Below are 18,469 nucleotides of genomic sequence, written 5' to 3'. Positions count from 1 at the left end.
TGAAAAATTACTTGTTCTGGGAAATCTTTTTCAAAGCTACGCGGATAGCTCCACCAGCGTCAAGGTCGGGCTCTTCATCAAATATATTCTTAAGGAAATCGCGCACTTCATCATCTGCGTAACCGAGGTTGCGCAGTCCGGAAAGAGCATCAAGAAATTCACTGCGGTCACCTTCCACAGGGCAGGCACCGCTGCGCACTGTGGCGGATTTCAGGGTTTCCATCTTGTCCTTGAGGGACCAGAGAATCTGGCGCGCGGACTTGGGCCCGATACCGGGAACGATGGACAGCGTCTTCACGTCCTCGCGGAAAACGAGATCCTGCAAATCCTTGGGACCGAACTGGGAAAGGATCGCCAGCGCTTTTTTGGGGCCAAGGCGGTCGACGGAAATAAGGGTACGAAAAACCTCGCGGTCATCAAAGCAGGGAAAACCGTAAAGATCAAAAGCATCTTCGCGGATCACTGAATGAACGTAGAAGGTCACATCCGATCCAGATTCCGGCAGGGTCGAGATAGCGGTAAGGGTCAGGTAAAGTTCATAGCCCACTCCGCCGGGAGTGAGTATAATGCAGGACTTGTCTGTGGCCTCTAGGAGCTTACCATGGATATAGGCGATCATCTTCCGGCTACCTTTGAGAATCTTCGTTCATTGAGGTGGCAGATCGCAATGCCCAGCGCATCGGTGGTATCGTTGGCCCACTTGGTGTTTTTCACCCCAAGGATGCGCTCCACCATGAAGGCGACCTGCGATTTATCAGCCCGTCCGCTGCCCACGAGGTTGCTTTTAACCTTGGTGGGTTCATACCCGGAAACCACAAGGCCGGATACGGCGCAGGCAGCCATGGCTGCACCACGGGCCTGTCCCAGCTTGAGAGCTGAAGCCGGATTGGAGGCGACAAACGCATTTTCGATTGCCGCCTCATCCGGTGAATATTCTTTTATGAGCTCGGCTATACGGGAGTATATCTCCCCCAGCCTTGCGCACATGGGCTCTTTGGTATTGGTACGGATTGTCCCGGCATCCACAAGGGATACCTGTCCGGAAAGTTCTCTGACGATACCGTATCCGGTAACGCGGGTTCCGGGGTCAATACCGATAATGACAATACCTGATCCGCCCATCTAGTCTTCCATTTCAGCCATGAGCTCATCGGGGAAGTCAGCGTTAACGTGTACATTCTGTACATCTTCGTTGTCTTCCAGCTTTTCCATGAGGTTCATGAGCTTCTTAGCGGTAGGAACGTCAACTTCCACGAGGTTCTTAGGCACGAAAGCGAGGTCGGAGCTTGTTGCTTCACATTCTGCTTCTTCAAAAGCCTTCTGAACTGCGCTGAAATCTTCGGGCATGCAGTGAACTTCGAGGGAATCGTCTTCAGCGATTACGTCCTCGGCACCTGCTTCAAGGCCGATTTCCAGCAGCTGGTCTTCGGTGTACTTTTCTGCATCAAAAACCATGACGCCTTTTTTATCGAACATCCATGCAACGCAACCTGCTTCACCCATGGAGCCGCCGCCCTTACCCAGAGCGTGACGAACTTCGGCAACAGTACGGTTCTTGTTGTCGGTAGCTGCTTCAACAAGTATAGCTACACCGCCGGGACCGTAACCTTCGTACATAACTTCAGAAATGTCACCACCGGCCAGTTCGCCGGTACCTTTTTTGATTGCGGTATCGATCTTATCGTTAGGCATGTTCACTGCTTTCGCCTTGGAGATGGCGAGGCGCAGGGAGGGGTTCATTGCCGGATCGCCTCCGCCCTTGGCTGCAAGGATGATATCCTTTGCCATTTTGGTGAAAATCTTACCGCGCTTGGCGTCCTGTCTACCTTTTCTGTGCTGGATGTTAGCCCATTTACTATGTCCGGCCATATTTTCCTCCTGAGAATATCAAAGTCCCGTCACTCTTAAATTTGGCGGGACAGTATTTATAATATATGCATGAAGAACCAGTCTTCTTACTCTTCATTGCCGCGAAAGCCAAGTCCTACGACAAAGAACTCCTTGCTTTCCTCTCTGCAGCTCTTCGGCTTGAATCTTTTTACCTTGGAAAACATCTTGCGTAGAGAGTTGATGTATTCATTAACGTCGGGGCCATCGAAAATTTTAACGATAAAATGCCCACCCTGCTTAAGCCTGCTAGGCACGATATCACGTGCACGTTCGCAAAGCTCAAGGGAATTGGCCTGATCGGCAAACTTAACCCCGGTTGTCTTGGGCGCCATATCACTAATGATAAGGTCGTAGGGCAACTGCTTATCCATTGCAGCCAAAAGCTCCGGGGAATCCTCGAAAACGTCGGCCTGCAGGAAAGTTGCGTTATCCGGAAAGACGGTATCAGTAGACTGAATATCTACTGCAAGCACACGTCCGGTGTCCCCTACTTTCTTAGCGGCAAACAGGCTCCATGAACCGGGGGCAGCCCCGAGATCCATAACATTCTGGCCTTTTTCGAAAACTTTGAAGCGCTTGTCCAGTTCCTGAAGCTTGTACACGGAACGGGCGGGATAGTTTTCTTTTTTGGCCCTTTTGAAATAATGGTCGCGATATTGTTTCATAATCTGATTTATGTTTCGCAGTGATCCGCAAAAGACTTTTGCAACCGACTGCGTTATAAGGTGACTGGAAATTAACTTATTACGGCCCGCAAGCCAAGTATCGTAAGCAATGCAACGCCCCGAAAGAATCCGCATAAAGAACGAATCAGGTCAGCAGCAATCACTTCCCGAAGGTGACAGATATTTTCAGGACCTCGGCGGCGAAGGGGAAATCCTTTTTCTCGGTCTTGGCCCTAATCCGTCCGTAGCCGCGCAGATTTTTCCGCAGGCGAAAAATTTATACTACCTTGAATGCCCGCAGCACAGCGCACAGTTGCCCGAAGGGTATACAATCCCGTCACGATTTAAGCAACTCAACACGGAGCCTGCAATCGATCTATCCGGCTTCCGGGTAATTCTCTATACTCCCGGCAAACGACTGTTTCCCTCTTTCTGGGAACCTCTGCTCGCCAAACTGACCGTGAAACGCACCGGAGTAATGCGTAAAAGCCACAGCAAAACAATCTGGCTTCCGGGCGACGACAACTCATTGCTAATCCCGGAACTCTGCCACGCATTCGAGAGCGAGGGGTTCTCTTACAGGGTTATTGATCCGGACGCAATGCGCAAAAATCTGGTATCCCTGCTGCACAGCGAATTGCCGGAACTGGTCTTAAGCGTCAATTTTAACGGCCTTGATAATGCAGGTGAAACTTACTTCATACTTCGCGAAGCCGGAATTAAAGTGGCAGTATGGATGGTGGATAATCCCTTCCATATCTTGTCCGGCATTAAATCCACGTACTGGCGGAAAGTTCCGCTCATGGTTACTGACCATTGGTTTATCCCCGTCCTTGAAGAGCACGGAGCTCAAAAAGTCGAGCACCTGCCTTTAGCCACCGACCCGCAAATATTCAATACGGGGGTAGTTCCATATCCGGCTTTGGAAGAACGCACTGTTTTCGTTGGCCGCTCCAGTTTCCCAGCCAAGGACAACTTTTTCTCCGGCTGTGCATTTAATATAGAGGACGAAAAAGCAGCCCTGAAGGCTATCGAAAACGCAACAAAGCCAAATTTTGAATGGTGGGCTAAGCGAGAGAACATTGAAAAGCTCTGGCCCGGTAGGGAGGTTCGTTCAACAGGATACAGGACCGAACAATCAGGACTGCTCTGGAGGATTTTGTCATTGCAGAAAGCCGGAAGCGAACTCACGGTTTTCGGAGATGACGGCTGGCGACAATACCTGCCCGACGCAGATATTCGGCCCCCTGTTGATTATTTTACCATCCTGCCCGGAATCTACGCCGGTGCCGGGATCAACCTGAACATGACCAGCCCGCTCCTGCCCTGCGGCCTGACCCAACGCAATTTCGATGTCTGGGCTGCCGGAGGCTTCCTTTTAAGCGACTACACGCCGGGCTTATCCATTTTCCCGGAAGAACTTCTCACTTACTGCACCTTCAAGACACCTGCGGAGCTGCCCGTAAAAATTGAATTCATTAAAAGTAATCCGCAACGGCAAAAAGAGCTTTCAAAAAATTGGCATGAACATATAATGAAAGAACACACATATAAGAACAGAGTTCGTAAGATCTTAAATTTTCTTATTTAAATATACTTTAAACAAAACGGCACAGCTTTTGCTTTATCTGCACTCAGAAACTCTAATCAAGGATGATGACGAGATGCGGAAATTAATATTTTGCCTTGCCCTGCTAGCTTTGACCTGCATGAGCGGATGCTCCGCTTCAGTGCTTATCCCACCGTTACCCGGACCTATGATGATTCCGTCATCAGTCGGTACATTTTACAATGCCTATGCCATCAGCACAGATGAGCGCGGCTTCCAGACTATCGTTGAAGACGAAATGCTTGAAACCAGCATTCAGTCTGAAATTATCAACGAAAAGAATCTCAATATCATGGACCTGAGCACCTATGCATACAACGGGCACGTTTATGTGGTCGGAGAATACGATAACAAGGAAGATTTTCAGCTGATCCGCAAGATTGTCAGAAAAAACAAGAACGTCAATTCCCTTACTACCTATCTGTTCGCTGAAGACGAGAATGCATGCGCTAAGACGGATGACTATATGATCCAAATGGCAGTAAAAAGCGCACTGCTGAATGATGACTCCGTATGGGGAGCCAACGTGGCAGTTAAATCAGTACAATGCAATGTGGTACTTATGGGCAGGGTCGCCAGCATAAATGAAGCGGTCAAGGCCAAGCAGATAGCCGCAGGAGTTAACGGGGTGAAGGGAGTAAAGTCATTCATCCGCTCCACCCGACAGAACAAATATCTAGGGCAACAGCAAAGAATAGCTGATGCAATGCGTTAACTTAAGATGTCACTTCTGAAACTTAAAGTGAATAATGATTCCGCAGAAGTTCTTTAGTAAGCTCAAGATCTCCTGCTTTGACGGCATCAACAATATCTTTGTGTTCTTGCGCATGTACGCCGAGATCAACGCCGTTCTCCAAATGCTGTTTTACCAAGGTGAACATCCAGTAATCGTTAGCCAGAGCTTCCCATGAACGGACAAGTGAACAGTTTCCGGAACACTCCATGATCGTCCTGTGAAAATCAAGATCAGCCTGACCTAAGGCAGTCATATCCTGACGCTCAACTCCGTCAAACATACTTTCGACAGCGGACATAAGGCCTTCAACGTCAATCCTGTTCAGCTCGTACCCCCAGCTGAGAGCCAGAGGCTCAAGCTCACTCCGTACTGCAAAATAATCATATAATTCATCTGAGGACAGGACTTTTACCCGGGACCCTTTGTAGGGTTCGGTCTCAACAAAACCTCTGGCGGTCAGATCCCTGATCGCCTCCCGCACAGCACCCTGACTGACCTGCAGCTCCCGTGAAATTCGAGTTTCGATAATCTTATCACCGGGCTTCAGATGTCCTTTCAAAATGCAGCCTACGATGTGCTCTACAACATCATCACGCAAAACCCGTCTTTTCAGTCCAACACTGGATACCATAAAAATTTTCCCCCTGAAGTAAAGGCCGGATTTATGCATTCCCCCTTCAAAACGCACATATCTTTGAGAGCGGAACCTAACCACTTTTCAAAACAATATCAAGAGCGGAAGTGTACACCGCAACAATATATTATATAAAATCAATACTATCCAGACATACTAAAAACAATACAGGACACGCTCTAATTACAAAATAAACAAAACACAACCATACACTGCGTTCTTTTATACAGCATATAATTTAATACAACAGTTTAATTAAACTAATTATCGCAAAGCAGAATGCAGCATATTTTATCACATCTACATATTACAAACATATTCCAATGTATTTTACACTATCTATAACTCGAAAATACATCCTGTTAAAACCCCACCATTGCAGTGGAAAATAAAAAAAGCCGCCATCCTCCTGGATAACGGCTTTTAAATCAATTTTGAATCAGATCTTACACTTTTTTCAAATCATCTATAACACTCTTAAGATCTTCAGAGAGGCGGGACAACTCATGCACAGCTTGGGAAGACTGCTCCATAGCCTGTGATGTTTCAGAAGCAATGCGATTAATTTCATCAGTATTACGATTAATCTCTTCAGAAGCGGCAGACTGTTCCTCAGATGCAGTGGCAATAGCTCTAACCTGATCTGCTGTTGACTCTACAATATTAACTATTGAAGAAAGAGACTTCCCAGCCTCGGAAGCATAAGCAGTACTCCTTTCAACCATACCGGAGGCTTTTTCCATATCACTGATGCTATTGCGGGTTCCGGACTGAATAGCTGAAACAGCTTCTCCGACTTCCTTAGTGGCATCCATGGTTTTTTCAGCCAATTTGCGGACTTCATCCGCTACAACCGCAAACCCTCGTCCAGCCTCTCCGGCACGGGCGGCTTCGATTGCAGCGTTAAGTGCCAGCAAGTTAGTCTGGTCTGCGATGTCGGTAATCACATTCATAACCTGCCCGATACCCTCGGCCCTCCTGCCCAGAGTCTCAAGCCCTGTAGCCATCTGACCTGCTGCGGCATCAACTTCACCAATACTTGAAATAACATTATCAACAATTCCGCCACCGGCATCAGCTTGCTTGCGGGCATCGTCAGCGCTTTCAGCTGCCTGAGAAGCATTCTGTGCAACTTCAAAAACAGATGCATTCATCTCTTCCATCGCAGTTGCAGCCTCAGATGAACGCTCTCTCTGGATTTCAGCACCGGATCTGGACTGCTCTATCTGGGCGGAAAGTTCCTGAGATGCGCTGGTAATCTGGTCGACAATCTGCTCCAACTGCCCTGCTGCCTGCAGCATACCTTCACGCTTGGCACTCTCTGCTGCTTTCCGTGCTTCCTCGGCCTCAGCCAAGGCTTCTTTAGCCAGCTTTGTCTGTTCTTCAGCTTCGAGGCCTTTCTCTTCAGTTGTCTTGAGCAACTTGCCCAGATCAACAACCATGCCTTTCAAAGCCTGCTGCAAGGTAAGCAGCTCACCGGAGAAGCGGGACTCATCTGGAATGGCATCAAAATCACCTTTGGAAACGGATTGCGCCGCACCGACAAGCATCTGGATAGGATTGGCAATAGACCTGGCAACAAACCATCCGAAAAGACAAAGCACGACAGCAATACCAAGCCCCATAAGCAGGGTATCTTTAACGGTATCATACGCACCTTCCATAATTTCGGACTTGTCGATCAGCAGAGCCAGCTTCCAGCCGAGGGCAGGAGAGGTAAAAACCCTGACGAACTTATCCTCTCCGCCAAGGGTGACCGGAGCAAAGCTATCTTTCATTGCAGCCAGTTTCTTCATACCCGGATCATCAAGATCCTCAGCCTTCTTGAAAGCATAATCTTTATTTACAGGATCGGAGAGGATGGTGTTGTCCCCTTCCATTAATATAATGTATCCGGTCTTACCTATCTTGATTGCTGAGACAACATCGGTAAGCGTCGACAAGTTGATGTCAAAACCGACGACACCAATAACCCTGCCGTTATCTCTTATCTTGGAGGTGATGGAGCTTACAGCCACACCTGTTGTGGATTTATACGCCTTACTGACAGAAGTATCCTTAGCTCCCGCGACGGCTTCGGTATACCACGGTCTTGCACGGGGATCATAACCGGCAGGCATGCCGTCTTCCGGATACATGTTGAACCCGCCGTCATCCATTCCGAAAAAGGCGAAATCATAAGCATCGTGACTGGTAACCAGCCTTTTCATCAGATCAAAAGCCGCCTTTGCCTTATCATTCATCCACTCTCTTTTAACTGCATCAAGACTCTTATCCTGAACCAGATTCAAGTTATTTCCGAAAGACTCGGTAACCGCCGGTTCACCAGCTAAAAATTTGGCATTCAACTCTGCTTCATGCATAAACTCGGATATAAAATTATCCACTTGCTGCAATTCACTTAGCGAAGACTCCTCAAAAGCAGTCTGAGCCATATCTGTCATTTTAACAAAAGAAATTGACGCCATACCGCCTGCACATAGCAATACAGCTGCTAGAATCAACAATATAAGCTTATTCTTGATGTCCAACCTCATTCAGGTAACCTCCTACCAAATTCTGTACGAAATAAACGTAAGCACCACTCATGATATATTATCTATATATCGTTCCAAACTGGAATTACTTAAGTGAATCACACGGAATTATGAATTATAATCCACCTAACCAATATCATAACACAAAAAAAAGCCTTCTGACAGGCAGAAGGCTTTCTAGTAAGACTTTATCTAACTTCTTGGTTATGCATTTTCATGGTGATCACCGGCAGGTAATCTTATTATGAATTTTGACCCCTTGCCCTCCTCAGACTCAACAAGGAATTCTCCCTCATGATTACGGGTAATAATAAAATAGGAAACTGAAAGCCCAAGCCCTGTTCCAAGACCTACGCGCTTGGTAGTATAAAACGGCTCAAAAACCCTTTTACGAACATCTTCATCCATTCCCGGACCGTTATCCTCTACTTCAACGCGCACAAAATCACCGTCCTTCCGGGTTCTCAAAGTCAAAGTAGGACGTTCCCCATTAAATTCTTTATCTGCCATAGCCTGAGCAGCATTTTTGAAAATATTCAAAAAGACCTGTTCAATCTCAGTTTCGGTAATATTTACGGAGGGCAGATTCTGTTCGTAGTCCCTGCGGATTTCAATGACTTTAAAATCATATTTTTTCTTAAGGTCATAGTCATTTTCCGCAAGGCTCAAAGATTTTTCGAGTATGCCTTTCACCTGAACCTGTTTACGGGAAGACTCGCTTTTACGACTGAATTCAAGCATATTACGAACAATTGAAGCCGCCCTGCGGCCTGCATCGCTGATACCTCGCAGGTAACCGAGAATACCACGCTTATCCATGTACTCATGGACTTTATTCAAATCCAGTCCCAGTTCAGAGGCAACTTCTATATTCTTCTTCAAAGAAGGAGATAAACGTCTTTCAGTTCCCTGCACCCCAGAAAGAACTGCGCCCAGCGGATTGTTAATCTCATGAGCCATACCGGCAGCAAGCCCACCTACGGACATCATCTTTTCGGTCTGGATCATCATATCTTCAAGGCGAGACTTCATGGTCACGTCATCAATAAGCACAACTGCGCCCCGTCCTTCTTCACTTTCAAGCAGGGGATAAATCTTGATATTCTTATACTGGATATGCCCGTCCGAATTAAACGGAATCTTATTCTTCTCCCGGACCTCAAGCTTCTCAACCGAGTCCATAATCAGGCCCCGCTCGTCTTTGAGCTGGGGGAAAACATCCATTAACTGCATACCCCAGACCTGTTCATAGGTCAGTCCGGTATCTTCTTCAGCAGATCTGTTCCACTGGTTGATACGCAGGGATTCGTCGACACCGACCAGCATTGTCGGCATGGAATCAATGGTATTTTTAAGCAGGTTGCGCAACCGGGCCAATTCGTTTTCAGCAGTCTTCTTTTCCGTAAAGTCAAAGGCAATACCAAGGTATGAAGTCACATTTCCTGAATCATCCCTGACAACAACAGTACTGTCAGCTATCCAGTAAACCCGTCCGGTGGGATCAACAATCCGGTACTCGTGCCTATAATGGTCCACACCGGTATCAATGAAACCTTGAACCTCTTCCTCTACCTTGGCTTTATCATCAGGATGAATAACCTCACCATACTTGATCCTGCCGGACATAAAGTCATCAGCATCAAATCCCAACTGGCTGACATTCTGGGAAACAAGCTCTACAGGCCAGTCGTACTCGTTTCTCCATTTAAAAAGAACCATGGGACTTTTTTCAACAATCATATTTGACTGCCGCAAAGCTTCTTCAGCTTTCTTACGCTCTGCAATATCCCGAATCAAATTAAGGCGCATTTCATTGAAAGCTTCAGCAACGCGGTCAATCTCGTCCGGTTTGGAATTTTTCTTACGCCGCTTAAGCACCAGCTCACGGCCGAGGGTGCTGATATCCATCTCCTGAGCATATTCAGCCATGGTCTGCAAATGACGGGTGACCATATAATGAATAATCATGAGGATGAAAAGAGCGACTAGAAAGGTCTTAACTGCCTGAGTAAGCAGAACAACAAAGACTCTCAAACGCAACCGCTTGAAAACATTGTCCAGATCAGCCACTGCACGCAGTTGCCCGACCTCAACACTTTTCCCGTCTATGACATGGACCAGTGGAAAATTTTTCTCAATAACATTGCCGCCTGCAGGGACTTTACCGATAAATGCCACCGGGTCAACAGATCCGAACGACATTTCAACAACCTCAAGATAACGCATACCCGGAAGTTTCAAAGCCCCTTCAAGCTGAATTTTAACATGGTCTATATTGATATCCCAAAGACTTGCGGCAATCGTATTGACGTAGCTGTGCTCAATCTGGCCGAACCCTTTTTGTATCTCGCTGACATCACTGCGGTACTCCATATACAGCTGGACGCTGGTGCCGAGAATGGTAAAAAAGGAACTGCAAATTAAAATATATACAAGAAGCTTGTATGGAAGGACCTGGCCCTTTCTTATTTTAAAAAATTTGACCATATTCTCCACCGGAGTAAATGTCGCTAGGGATAAATGAAAATTCTTTTTGAACACGAACTCTTTAGCGTATATTGACATAAATTGCTAAAGGATAAAAGATTCTTTTGTAATAAAACAATTAATTAAAACTAAAAACCAGTCTTAACAGCAATATTATTCAAGGATGAAGCATGCCCATACGGCAATTCGCACCAGAAACTGCAACACTTCGCACCAAAACAATCGTGATTTTAATGCTGACTGCTGCGATATTGCTATTGCCCGTATCTCCTGTTGCTGCAGCCATTCCTTATAAAAACATCACGAAAAACCAAGCCCCGAACAGCAACGAAAGCTTCAGTCTTAATTTTAGCATCAACAATAATACAGAAATCATTGAAGCAGATATCCTGCAGCCAAGACTGGCACCAATTCCGAATAAGGAAAAAGTCAATCCTCAAAAGGCTGACGAGATAAGACCTTCAAAAGAATTGAAGGAAATCATCGAAAGGGTAAAAAACGGAACCCTCCCAACCCACACCAATAAAACCGACACCGAAATTGATTATTCGGTCAGCAGGGAAGACCTTGCCATCATCAAATCGGGCGGCAAGGCGGTCAAAGCTGGAGAAGTTGAACCATCTCCGGCTCTGAAGGCTGTACTCGAAGCATACCGCAGCGGAAAGATTGATTATACCCAACGGGATATCAGGGAAGTTGAAGAAGAGATGTTTTACCATCAGCCATATGCAGAGATGAACATGGCTTCGGTCTATGATCTGATATTACTGCAAACCGGACGAGATGTATTCCTATCACTGGACTACCAGCAACTTTCAAAAAAAGACACAACAGTAGAACAGCAAAAGTCCCGCCGGATCAAAGACCTGCAGCAAACCATTACCGCCATCAAAATCAAGGACAAACAAAAACAAGACAAAGAAACGAACAACCACGAAGAGAAGCTCAATAAAGCCCATGTAAAAATCAAGATTAAGCCCAAGGAAACTTTTGTCCGCAGAATGCTTAACCTGTTCGGGATCAGACGCAAGGATGAGACAGTTGATTACGAAAGTCTCAGTAAGACATACAGGGCTTACAAACGCTGGGACGAACACGTAAAAAGCGTAGATGATATACTACGCCGCAAACGTAAACGCAAAATCCAGTTGATCCAGCAACGCCTGTATAGACCATCACAGAGGTTAGACTGTAGTGATCCTGCTTTTCGTGGAGCCTGCCCGGACGGGCAGTTGAAGATTGATCCTTACAAAAACGGCAATATAAGATTTCTTAGACCTTAATTAAGGAGCAGCCACTGCTACTCCTTATGTTCTGCCCATTTGTTAACAGCTTCAAGAAACATGAAAGTCTCAGTCGACTTTACGCCGCCGACATTAGATAAATCATCAACCAGAAACTGGCGAAAAGCATTTCGGGAGGAAACAAAGACTTCAACAAGGAGGTCGAATCGTCCGGAAACGTTCATTACAGACTGAACTCCGGGGACATTAGCCATTTTTTCCATGATATCGGGGTTAGCCCTTTCTTCAAGGTTAATACCGACCATGGCGATAAGACTGTTTTCAAAATAGAGAGGGTTTACGGAAGCAGTAATTCTCAAGTAATCATTTTTGATCATCCGTTCTGTACGCAAGCGCACTGTTCCGTCGGATACTCCAAGCTTACGAGCGATATTTTTATACGACTCTCGCCCATTACGCTGCAATTCTTCAATAATCTTGCGGTCTACATCATCAAGTACCAAAGGACGCTCTTTCACGCGAAATCTCCTTTACTTAAAATAAATTCACTTTTTATCATTTAATGAAACATACATAGGAGGAAAATAACAATTCCGTCAATATCTGATTTCATTAATGCGATTTTATCAAAACAGAGCTATTTTTAACTTTCGCACAAAATTTATTGTGTAAATTTTGCTTGACACAATTTAGTATGTTGTTTTTTAAATAACGCGTAGCAACACTATTACTGGAAGGGAGAAACGTATATGAAAAATAATTTACTTCAGGCACTTTCAGCCCAAACCGAAGAGCTGAAAGCAAATGGCCTTTACAAAGATGAAAGAATCATAACATCCCAGCAACAGGCCCTTATTTCGGTTAAGGGCGGTCAGGAAGTTCTCAACTTCTGTGCCAACAACTATCTGGGACTGGCTAACAACCCCGATCTGATTGAAACGGGTAAAAAGGCTCTGGATAAGTACGGGTTCGGACTTTCTTCAGTACGTTTCATTTGCGGAACGCAGGATGTCCACAAAGCCCTGGAAAAAAAGATCAGCGAATTTCTCAAAACCGAAGACACAATTCTTTACAGCTCCTGCTTCGACGCCAACGGCGGTCTCTTCGAAACAATCCTTTCCAAAGAAGATGCGGTTATCAGCGATTCCCTGAACCATGCATCAATCATTGACGGCGTCCGCCTCTGCAAGGCCCAGCGCTTTCGTTACAATAATAACGACATGGCCGACCTTGAAGAACAGCTTAAAGCTGCTGCTGACTGCCGTTATAAACTGATCGTCACCGACGGGGTCTTCTCCATGGACGGCATCATTGCCGATCTTAAATCCATCTGTGACCTGGCCGACAAATACGACGCTATGGTCATGGTTGACGATTCCCATGCAGTTGGCTTCATAGGTGAAAACGGACGTGGTACCCCTGAATACTGTGGAGTGCTGGACCGAGTCGACATCATCACAGGAACTCTCGGTAAGGCACTCGGCGGTGCTTCCGGCGGCTACACTTCCGGTCGCAAAGAAATCATTGAATGGCTGCGCCAGAGATCACGCCCCTACCTCTTCTCCAACACTCTTGCTCCGGTAATTGCATCCACTTCCATTGCTGTTCTGGATATGATTGCAGAGAAGCCGGAACTCCGTGAAAGACTTAACGAAAACAGCAAAATATTCCGCACCCGTATGGAAGAAGCCGGATTCAACCTCGTACCCGGCAACCATCCAATCATTCCTGTAATGCTCGGCGATGCTGTTCTGGCCCAGAAAATGGCCGCAGGACTGCTCAAAGAAGGCATATACGTTATTGGCTTCAGCTTCCCGGTAGTACCGCGCGGACAGGCTCGCATCAGAACCCAGATGTCCGCCGCACATACTCCGGAACAGGTAAACAGAGCGGTTGATGCATTCATCAAAGTCGGCCGTGAACTTGAGATCATTAAATAAGGTACAAGGCAAAATACAATGAGCACCATGAAAGCCCTCGTTAAGAGCAAGGCCGAAGAAGGCATCTGGATGGAAGAAGTTCCGGTTCCGGAATGCGGTCATAACGATGTTCTGATCAAAGTAAAGAAAACCGCTATCTGCGGAACAGATATCCACATCTACAACTGGGATAGCTGGGCACAGCAGACTATTCCCGTACCCATGGTTGTTGGTCACGAGTTCGTCGGTACCATCGAAAAAATGGGCGGCGAAGTTCAGGGACTGGCCCTTGGTGACCGTGTATCCGCAGAAGGCCATGTTACCTGCGGCCACTGCCGTAACTGTCGCGCAGGCAAACGCCATCTCTGCCGCAACACCATCGGTGTAGGCGTTAACCGTCCCGGCTGCTTTGCCGAATACGTATGCGTTCCCGCTGTCAACGTTTTCAAGCTGAATGAAAACATTAGCGACAATGAAGCCTCCATCTTCGATCCCCTTGGAAATGCGGTCCACACTGCTCTTTCCTTTGACCTCGTTGGCGAAGACGTACTCATTACCGGGGCTGGTCCCATCGGTATGATGGCTGTCGCCGTTGCCCGCCATGCCGGAGCAAGACACGTCGTCATCACCGATATCAACGACTACCGTCTTGAACTGGCCGGCAAAATGGGCGCAACCCGCACCGTCAACGTTACCAAGGAAAAACTGGAAGACGTCATGAACGAACTGGGCATGACGGAAGGCTTTGACGTTGGCCTTGAAATGTCCGGAAGCCCCGTAGCATTCAGCGAGATGCTGGACAAGATGAACCACGGCGGCAACATTGCCCTGCTGGGCATTCTCCCGGACAACACTGCCATTAACTGGAACCAGGTAGTATTCAAGGGACTGAAACTCAAAGGCATCTATGGCCGTGAAATGTTTGAGACATGGTACAAGATGGCTTCCATGCTCCAGTCCAGCCTTGATGTAACTCCCGCAATTACCCACCACTTCAAAATCGACGATTTCCAGAAAGGTTTTGATGTGATGCGCAGCGGCCAGTCCGGAAAAGTTATTCTCGACTGGACTAAATAAGTTATCAATGGGCAGTCGATATCAACCGGCTGCCCATTCTTTTCCTCCCATCAGTTCTTCATTGAGGCATAGAGCCTACGCACGTGCCGCTTACTGATTCCCAACCGCTCAGCAATATCAGCCGTTTCCACACCATAATCCTTAAGCTGAGCCACCTTTGTGGCCAAACCGGCGTGTTTCAAGAATCGAGTTGAAACATAAACGCTTTCATGGGCAAATTCATTCATCACACACAAAGCGGCCTTTTCCGGGCATTTCATTCCGGATTTCACATGGTTCATTTCGCGAACCAGAACATCATAAAGAACATTCTCCCTCATCTATACGACTCCCTATAACTATACTTAATTAGATATAGGCTATACTTTGCAACAGTCACTCTCTGCCAGATCCTGTCAGGCCATATAAAAACAAACGGGCCGCCTTAATACAAGACGACCCGCTTCAAAGACTAACAGACTGTTACTGAGGTAATTAAAACAATTTCTTAATAGCTCCACCAAGCTCCTGAACAGGATTCTTCTGGGTTTCGCCACTGGAACCGGACTTTTCCTTTCCGGTAAAAGTATTGCCGATGCCCTCGAGCACATCACCAACACCCTCAATAACGCTACCCACAACCTTGAAACCGGACTTGGCTAATATGGCTGCAAAACGCGGCAAATCAACCATTACAGAAGGATCGGCGACATCGCCTGTGATTGTCATGGGAACGGTCAGCCCTACGAGATCCTGCATGCCTTTACCGCCCTGACCTTCGAGGGTTCCGACAACCTTCGCGTCCAACTCGTAATCAATTTTCATCGTATTCAGGTCAACATTACCGGCCCCGGAAGCACGCAGCAGCGGAGATTTAAGCAACAGATCGCGGTTGTCGGCAACGCCGTTTTTAATCTTAGCAGTGGCCGAAACCTCGCCGAACTCAGTACGCTTGCTGTCCCGTTTTCCTAAAGCTCCCCCGGTCAAAACAGAGAAAGCATCCCCGGCAAGATAAAGAAGGTCAAAACCGGAGACATAACCGTCCAGAACCTTAAATCCAAAATCTCCGTTAAGGTTGGAGTATACGGTTTTCATATCGTTACCGCTTGTTTTCAGGCCGGTATTAAAACTCATATGTCCGGAGAACTTATCCTCACCAGTCATCTGCTGCGAAAGGTCTGCACCATCCAATCCGGTAAGTCCGGCAGTCACGGACATAAGCGGATCATTACCGCGCACATCCACAACAGCAGAGGAAGTGAAAGCCCCCTTGGCCACATTAAATGAGGCAGGTTTTACAGTCAGCACACCATCCTTGGCACGGGCACGGACAACTATATCAGTTACATTAGCTTTCTTGGCAATAAGCTGTTTTATGTTCAAATCCGCTTTAAGGGTAAGCTTACGCAGCAAGTCCACAGGAAGGAGCCCCTCTTTAGACTTGTCAGCTTTCTCTTCAACAGTTTTTTCTTCTTTTTTTTCAGACTGCTTATCTGTTGCAGGAGGCAGATAATTATCCACATTAATTTTATCAATGCCGAGCTGAGCCAGAATATCTGGACGTTCCGGGTTGGCAAATGAGAACAATCCCTTAATGGTAGTTTCATCGAGATTAATTTGCAGATCCTTGATTTCTACTGACTTATTAGTACCCGCGTAGTTGAAATCCATTCCTACAGAAGTCAGCGCCTTACTATCAGCTGTTTTCAACCCCATACCCATTTTATCCAGAGTCTCCTTCAAGTTGAAACCGGGGATACTCATATCACCTGAAAAACTCATGGACTTGGAATTGAAGCCCTTTGCAGCAAGTGATCCTTGTGCCTTCAGGCCATAAGCTTCAAGCACCAGACTGGCAACATCGGCACTTCCCTTGATCATATCAAGAGCCGCATCGCCTGAGACCTTGACTTGCCCCTTGCCGCCGGGAACAGCCTTACCGCTTGCATCAACCACAACACTCAACCCTTTTACGCTGAGCTTCTTAAAATCTGCAGAAATTGATGCCTTACCTGTTGTATTGATATCTGCTTTGACTTCTGGCTTAGTAGAAGAAAGAAGCACATGGACATTGAAATCAAAGGGGCTGCCCGGGGCAAATCCTTCAACAACTATATCGCAATCGTCGACTGCCTGCCGGACATTTTCCTTACGGTCATCCCAGACAACACGGGCATTCTGAATATTTACCCCGCCAACGGAAAGGTTAAGTTCTGTTTTGCCGAAAGAAGACGGTTTCTTCTTTTCAGGGGCGCCCTTTTTATCTCCAGCAAGGTCATCCCAGTTGGTAACTCCAGCCTTGTTCCGCATCAAGAACAACTGCAGATCAACAACATCAACATTTTTAAGCTCAACCTTGCCTGAAATCAGCGGCAAAAGCTTGAGGCTGACATCAGCTGATTTAAGGCTGAACATATTCTTCTCTGAAAATCCGGCTGCATTGGAAAGAGAGATTCCTCCGGTCTTGACCCCGATCCACGGAAAAACCGAAAGCTCAAGGTCGCCGTCAAAAACAAGCTCTCGACCTGTCTTATCCCGCACAGCATCCGCGATCTCACCTTTGTAATCATTAGGATTAATCAAAATTACGGCCAGAACCATCGCCACAGCCACAAGCAGGACCAATCCCGCAGCTGCTGCACCAATAATTTTAACTGCTTTACTCATTATCAAACTCTCCGTTTAGCGTTGGCTAAGGGCAGCGTTTATAAAAATCTACTCGATATCATCAAATACAAAACAAATTATATCTTCTCGGAAGAGAAAATCAAACTATTAAATATAAAAAGCGGCTTACCTGTAATATTACCATAAAATAAATTCCAAGAAGGATTTGCCAAGAGCGTTAGAATGAGGCAAACAATGTTCATGAAAAATAAGAGGTCTCTACTTTTGGCGAGCATAGCCGCCTATGTATTATACTTAGTGACAATGGTTAAAATGCCGGGCCTTCTGGACCACTTGATTGGTGCGGACTGGCCCAAAATGATCGGACATAGATTCGCCCGCAAGATGAGCGACACCAGCCTGCTGTACTTCTGCCTTGGTCACATGGCTGTATTCGGGGCGATAATACCGCTCATCATTGCAAAAAAATTCAAACTCAAGCCACACAGAAAGGTTCCCGGAACCATTCTCTGGCCAAGTATTGCCGTGCTCATCGGGGCATTTATGTTTTACGCCCACTCTCAGGGCTTTCTACCAAACATGCTAAACCCAGATCCCGACCCGGCTTACATGACCAAGGCTTTCTTCTACATATTCCCTTTGTCGCTGGGGCTGTGTGTGTATTCCTGCTTCCTGCTGCCCCGTGCAATCATGCACCTCATGGATCAGAACAAATATTCACCAATTCTTGAGGCACTTATCGCCGGCGGTACCATGCTGATTTCATGGAAGGTCTACACGCTGACCCCGCACATTGTGCCGGAAAAAATATTCTGGACCGGAATCGCAATTGCTGCGGCAGGAGCACTCTCACGCTCATTCTATCTTTCTTTTATAGCCTGCTTTGCCACTCTCTATGGTGCGTCAATGGTTATCCCGGTTTTCCATAAAATACCTTGGCAACCAATGCTGCCCGGTTTTCTGGCTGCTTTTGCCGCCTTCTGCCTCTATCTGCATTCACGGGACACCCGTAAATTTCCGTTGCAATAAAAAAGGGGAAGAATCGACAAATTCGATTCTTCCCC

At 46.7% G+C, this 18,469-nt stretch carries 16 protein-coding genes; 6 read left to right on the top strand and 10 right to left on the bottom strand.

Going from position 1 to position 18,469, the window contains the following annotated elements; translation table 11 throughout:
* Positions 1 to 7: 7 nt before the first annotated feature.
* From ruvA to ACKU40_RS01000, 4 genes are all read right to left on the bottom strand, one after another.
* Entirely contained in the window at positions 8 to 619 is a 612-nt protein-coding gene (ruvA, locus tag ACKU40_RS01015; protein ID WP_320174685.1) for a Holliday junction branch migration protein RuvA, read from the bottom strand.
* Complete coding sequence (ruvC, locus tag ACKU40_RS01010; RefSeq protein WP_320174684.1) at positions 616 to 1,122, bottom strand: crossover junction endodeoxyribonuclease RuvC; 507 nt, start codon at positions 1,120 to 1,122, stop codon at positions 616 to 618. The genes ruvA and ruvC overlap by 4 nt, the downstream gene beginning before the upstream one ends.
* Positions 1,123 to 1,869 (bottom strand): YebC/PmpR family DNA-binding transcriptional regulator, encoded by a 747-nt coding sequence (locus tag ACKU40_RS01005; protein WP_320174683.1) that lies wholly within the window; start codon positions 1,867 to 1,869, stop codon positions 1,123 to 1,125.
* A gap of 86 nt (positions 1,870 to 1,955) precedes the next feature.
* On the bottom strand, positions 1,956 to 2,555 hold the full coding sequence (locus ACKU40_RS01000) for an RlmE family RNA methyltransferase (protein WP_320174682.1): 600 nt from the start codon (positions 2,553 to 2,555) through the stop codon (positions 1,956 to 1,958).
* 109 nt (positions 2,556 to 2,664) lie between these two features.
* On the opposite strand from ACKU40_RS01000, the gene ACKU40_RS00995 reads away from it, so the two are divergent.
* The gene (locus ACKU40_RS00995) at positions 2,665 to 4,146 is read left to right on the top strand and encodes a glycosyltransferase (protein ID WP_320174681.1); all 1,482 of its coding nucleotides are present in this window, start codon (positions 2,665 to 2,667) and stop codon (positions 4,144 to 4,146) included.
* A 73-nt stretch (positions 4,147 to 4,219) separates the two neighbouring features.
* A complete protein-coding gene (locus tag ACKU40_RS00990) occupies positions 4,220 to 4,879 on the top strand; it encodes a BON domain-containing protein (RefSeq protein ID WP_320174680.1) in 660 nt (219 codons plus the stop codon).
* 22 nt (positions 4,880 to 4,901) lie between these two features.
* On the opposite strand, the gene ACKU40_RS00985 is transcribed toward ACKU40_RS00990, so the two are convergent.
* From ACKU40_RS00985 to ACKU40_RS00975, 3 genes are all read right to left on the bottom strand, one after another.
* A complete protein-coding gene (locus ACKU40_RS00985; RefSeq protein WP_320174679.1) occupies positions 4,902 to 5,531 on the bottom strand; it encodes a GntR family transcriptional regulator in 630 nt (209 codons plus the stop codon).
* Between the two features lie 449 nt (positions 5,532 to 5,980).
* On the bottom strand, positions 5,981 to 8,071 hold the full coding sequence (locus ACKU40_RS00980; protein ID WP_320174678.1) for a methyl-accepting chemotaxis protein: 2,091 nt from the start codon (positions 8,069 to 8,071) through the stop codon (positions 5,981 to 5,983).
* Positions 8,072 to 8,275: 204 nt separating this feature from the next.
* Positions 8,276 to 10,558 carry an ATP-binding protein gene (locus ACKU40_RS00975; RefSeq protein WP_320174677.1) on the bottom strand — a complete coding sequence of 761 codons (2,283 nt, stop codon included), beginning with the start codon at positions 10,556 to 10,558 and terminating at the stop codon, positions 8,276 to 8,278.
* Positions 10,559 to 10,728: 170 nt separating this feature from the next.
* On the opposite strand from ACKU40_RS00975, the gene ACKU40_RS00970 reads away from it, so the two are divergent.
* Positions 10,729 to 11,841: a hypothetical protein gene (locus tag ACKU40_RS00970; RefSeq protein WP_320174676.1), complete on the top strand. Its 1,113-nt coding sequence runs from the start codon at positions 10,729 to 10,731 to the stop codon at positions 11,839 to 11,841.
* A 17-nt stretch (positions 11,842 to 11,858) separates the two neighbouring features.
* On the opposite strand, the gene ACKU40_RS00965 is transcribed toward ACKU40_RS00970, so the two are convergent.
* Positions 11,859 to 12,320, bottom strand: a complete 462-nt coding sequence (locus ACKU40_RS00965; RefSeq protein WP_320174675.1) for an Lrp/AsnC family transcriptional regulator — start codon at positions 12,318 to 12,320, stop codon at positions 11,859 to 11,861.
* 231 nt (positions 12,321 to 12,551) lie between these two features.
* Between ACKU40_RS00965 and ACKU40_RS00960 the strand changes: the two genes are divergently transcribed.
* Both ACKU40_RS00960 and tdh read left to right on the top strand, forming a co-directional pair.
* Positions 12,552 to 13,742, top strand: a complete 1,191-nt coding sequence (locus tag ACKU40_RS00960) for a glycine C-acetyltransferase (RefSeq protein WP_320174674.1) — start codon at positions 12,552 to 12,554, stop codon at positions 13,740 to 13,742.
* 27 nt (positions 13,743 to 13,769) lie between these two features.
* The gene (tdh, locus tag ACKU40_RS00955) at positions 13,770 to 14,798 is read left to right on the top strand and encodes an L-threonine 3-dehydrogenase (RefSeq protein ID WP_407944327.1); all 1,029 of its coding nucleotides are present in this window, start codon (positions 13,770 to 13,772) and stop codon (positions 14,796 to 14,798) included.
* 50 nt (positions 14,799 to 14,848) lie between these two features.
* Here the strand turns inward: tdh and ACKU40_RS00950 are convergent, their stop codons facing one another.
* Positions 14,849 to 15,118, bottom strand: coding sequence for a hypothetical protein (locus tag ACKU40_RS00950; protein WP_320174672.1), 270 nt, complete (start codon positions 15,116 to 15,118; stop codon positions 14,849 to 14,851).
* Between the two features lie 154 nt (positions 15,119 to 15,272).
* Positions 15,273 to 17,444, bottom strand: coding sequence for an AsmA family protein (locus ACKU40_RS00945; protein WP_320174671.1), 2,172 nt, complete (start codon positions 17,442 to 17,444; stop codon positions 15,273 to 15,275).
* Between the two features lie 264 nt (positions 17,445 to 17,708).
* Between ACKU40_RS00945 and ACKU40_RS00940 the strand changes: the two genes are divergently transcribed.
* On the top strand, positions 17,709 to 18,434 hold the full coding sequence (locus ACKU40_RS00940; protein ID WP_320174670.1) for a hypothetical protein: 726 nt from the start codon (positions 17,709 to 17,711) through the stop codon (positions 18,432 to 18,434).
* Positions 18,435 to 18,469 lie beyond the last annotated feature (35 nt).

The sequence above is a fragment of the Maridesulfovibrio sp. genome (genome assembly GCF_963666665.1).
Taxonomy (GTDB): Bacteria; Desulfobacterota; Desulfovibrionia; order Desulfovibrionales; family Desulfovibrionaceae; genus Maridesulfovibrio.
The sequence above is the reverse complement of the archived record's forward strand: the minus strand, read 5'-3'. Positions and strand labels throughout refer to the sequence as shown.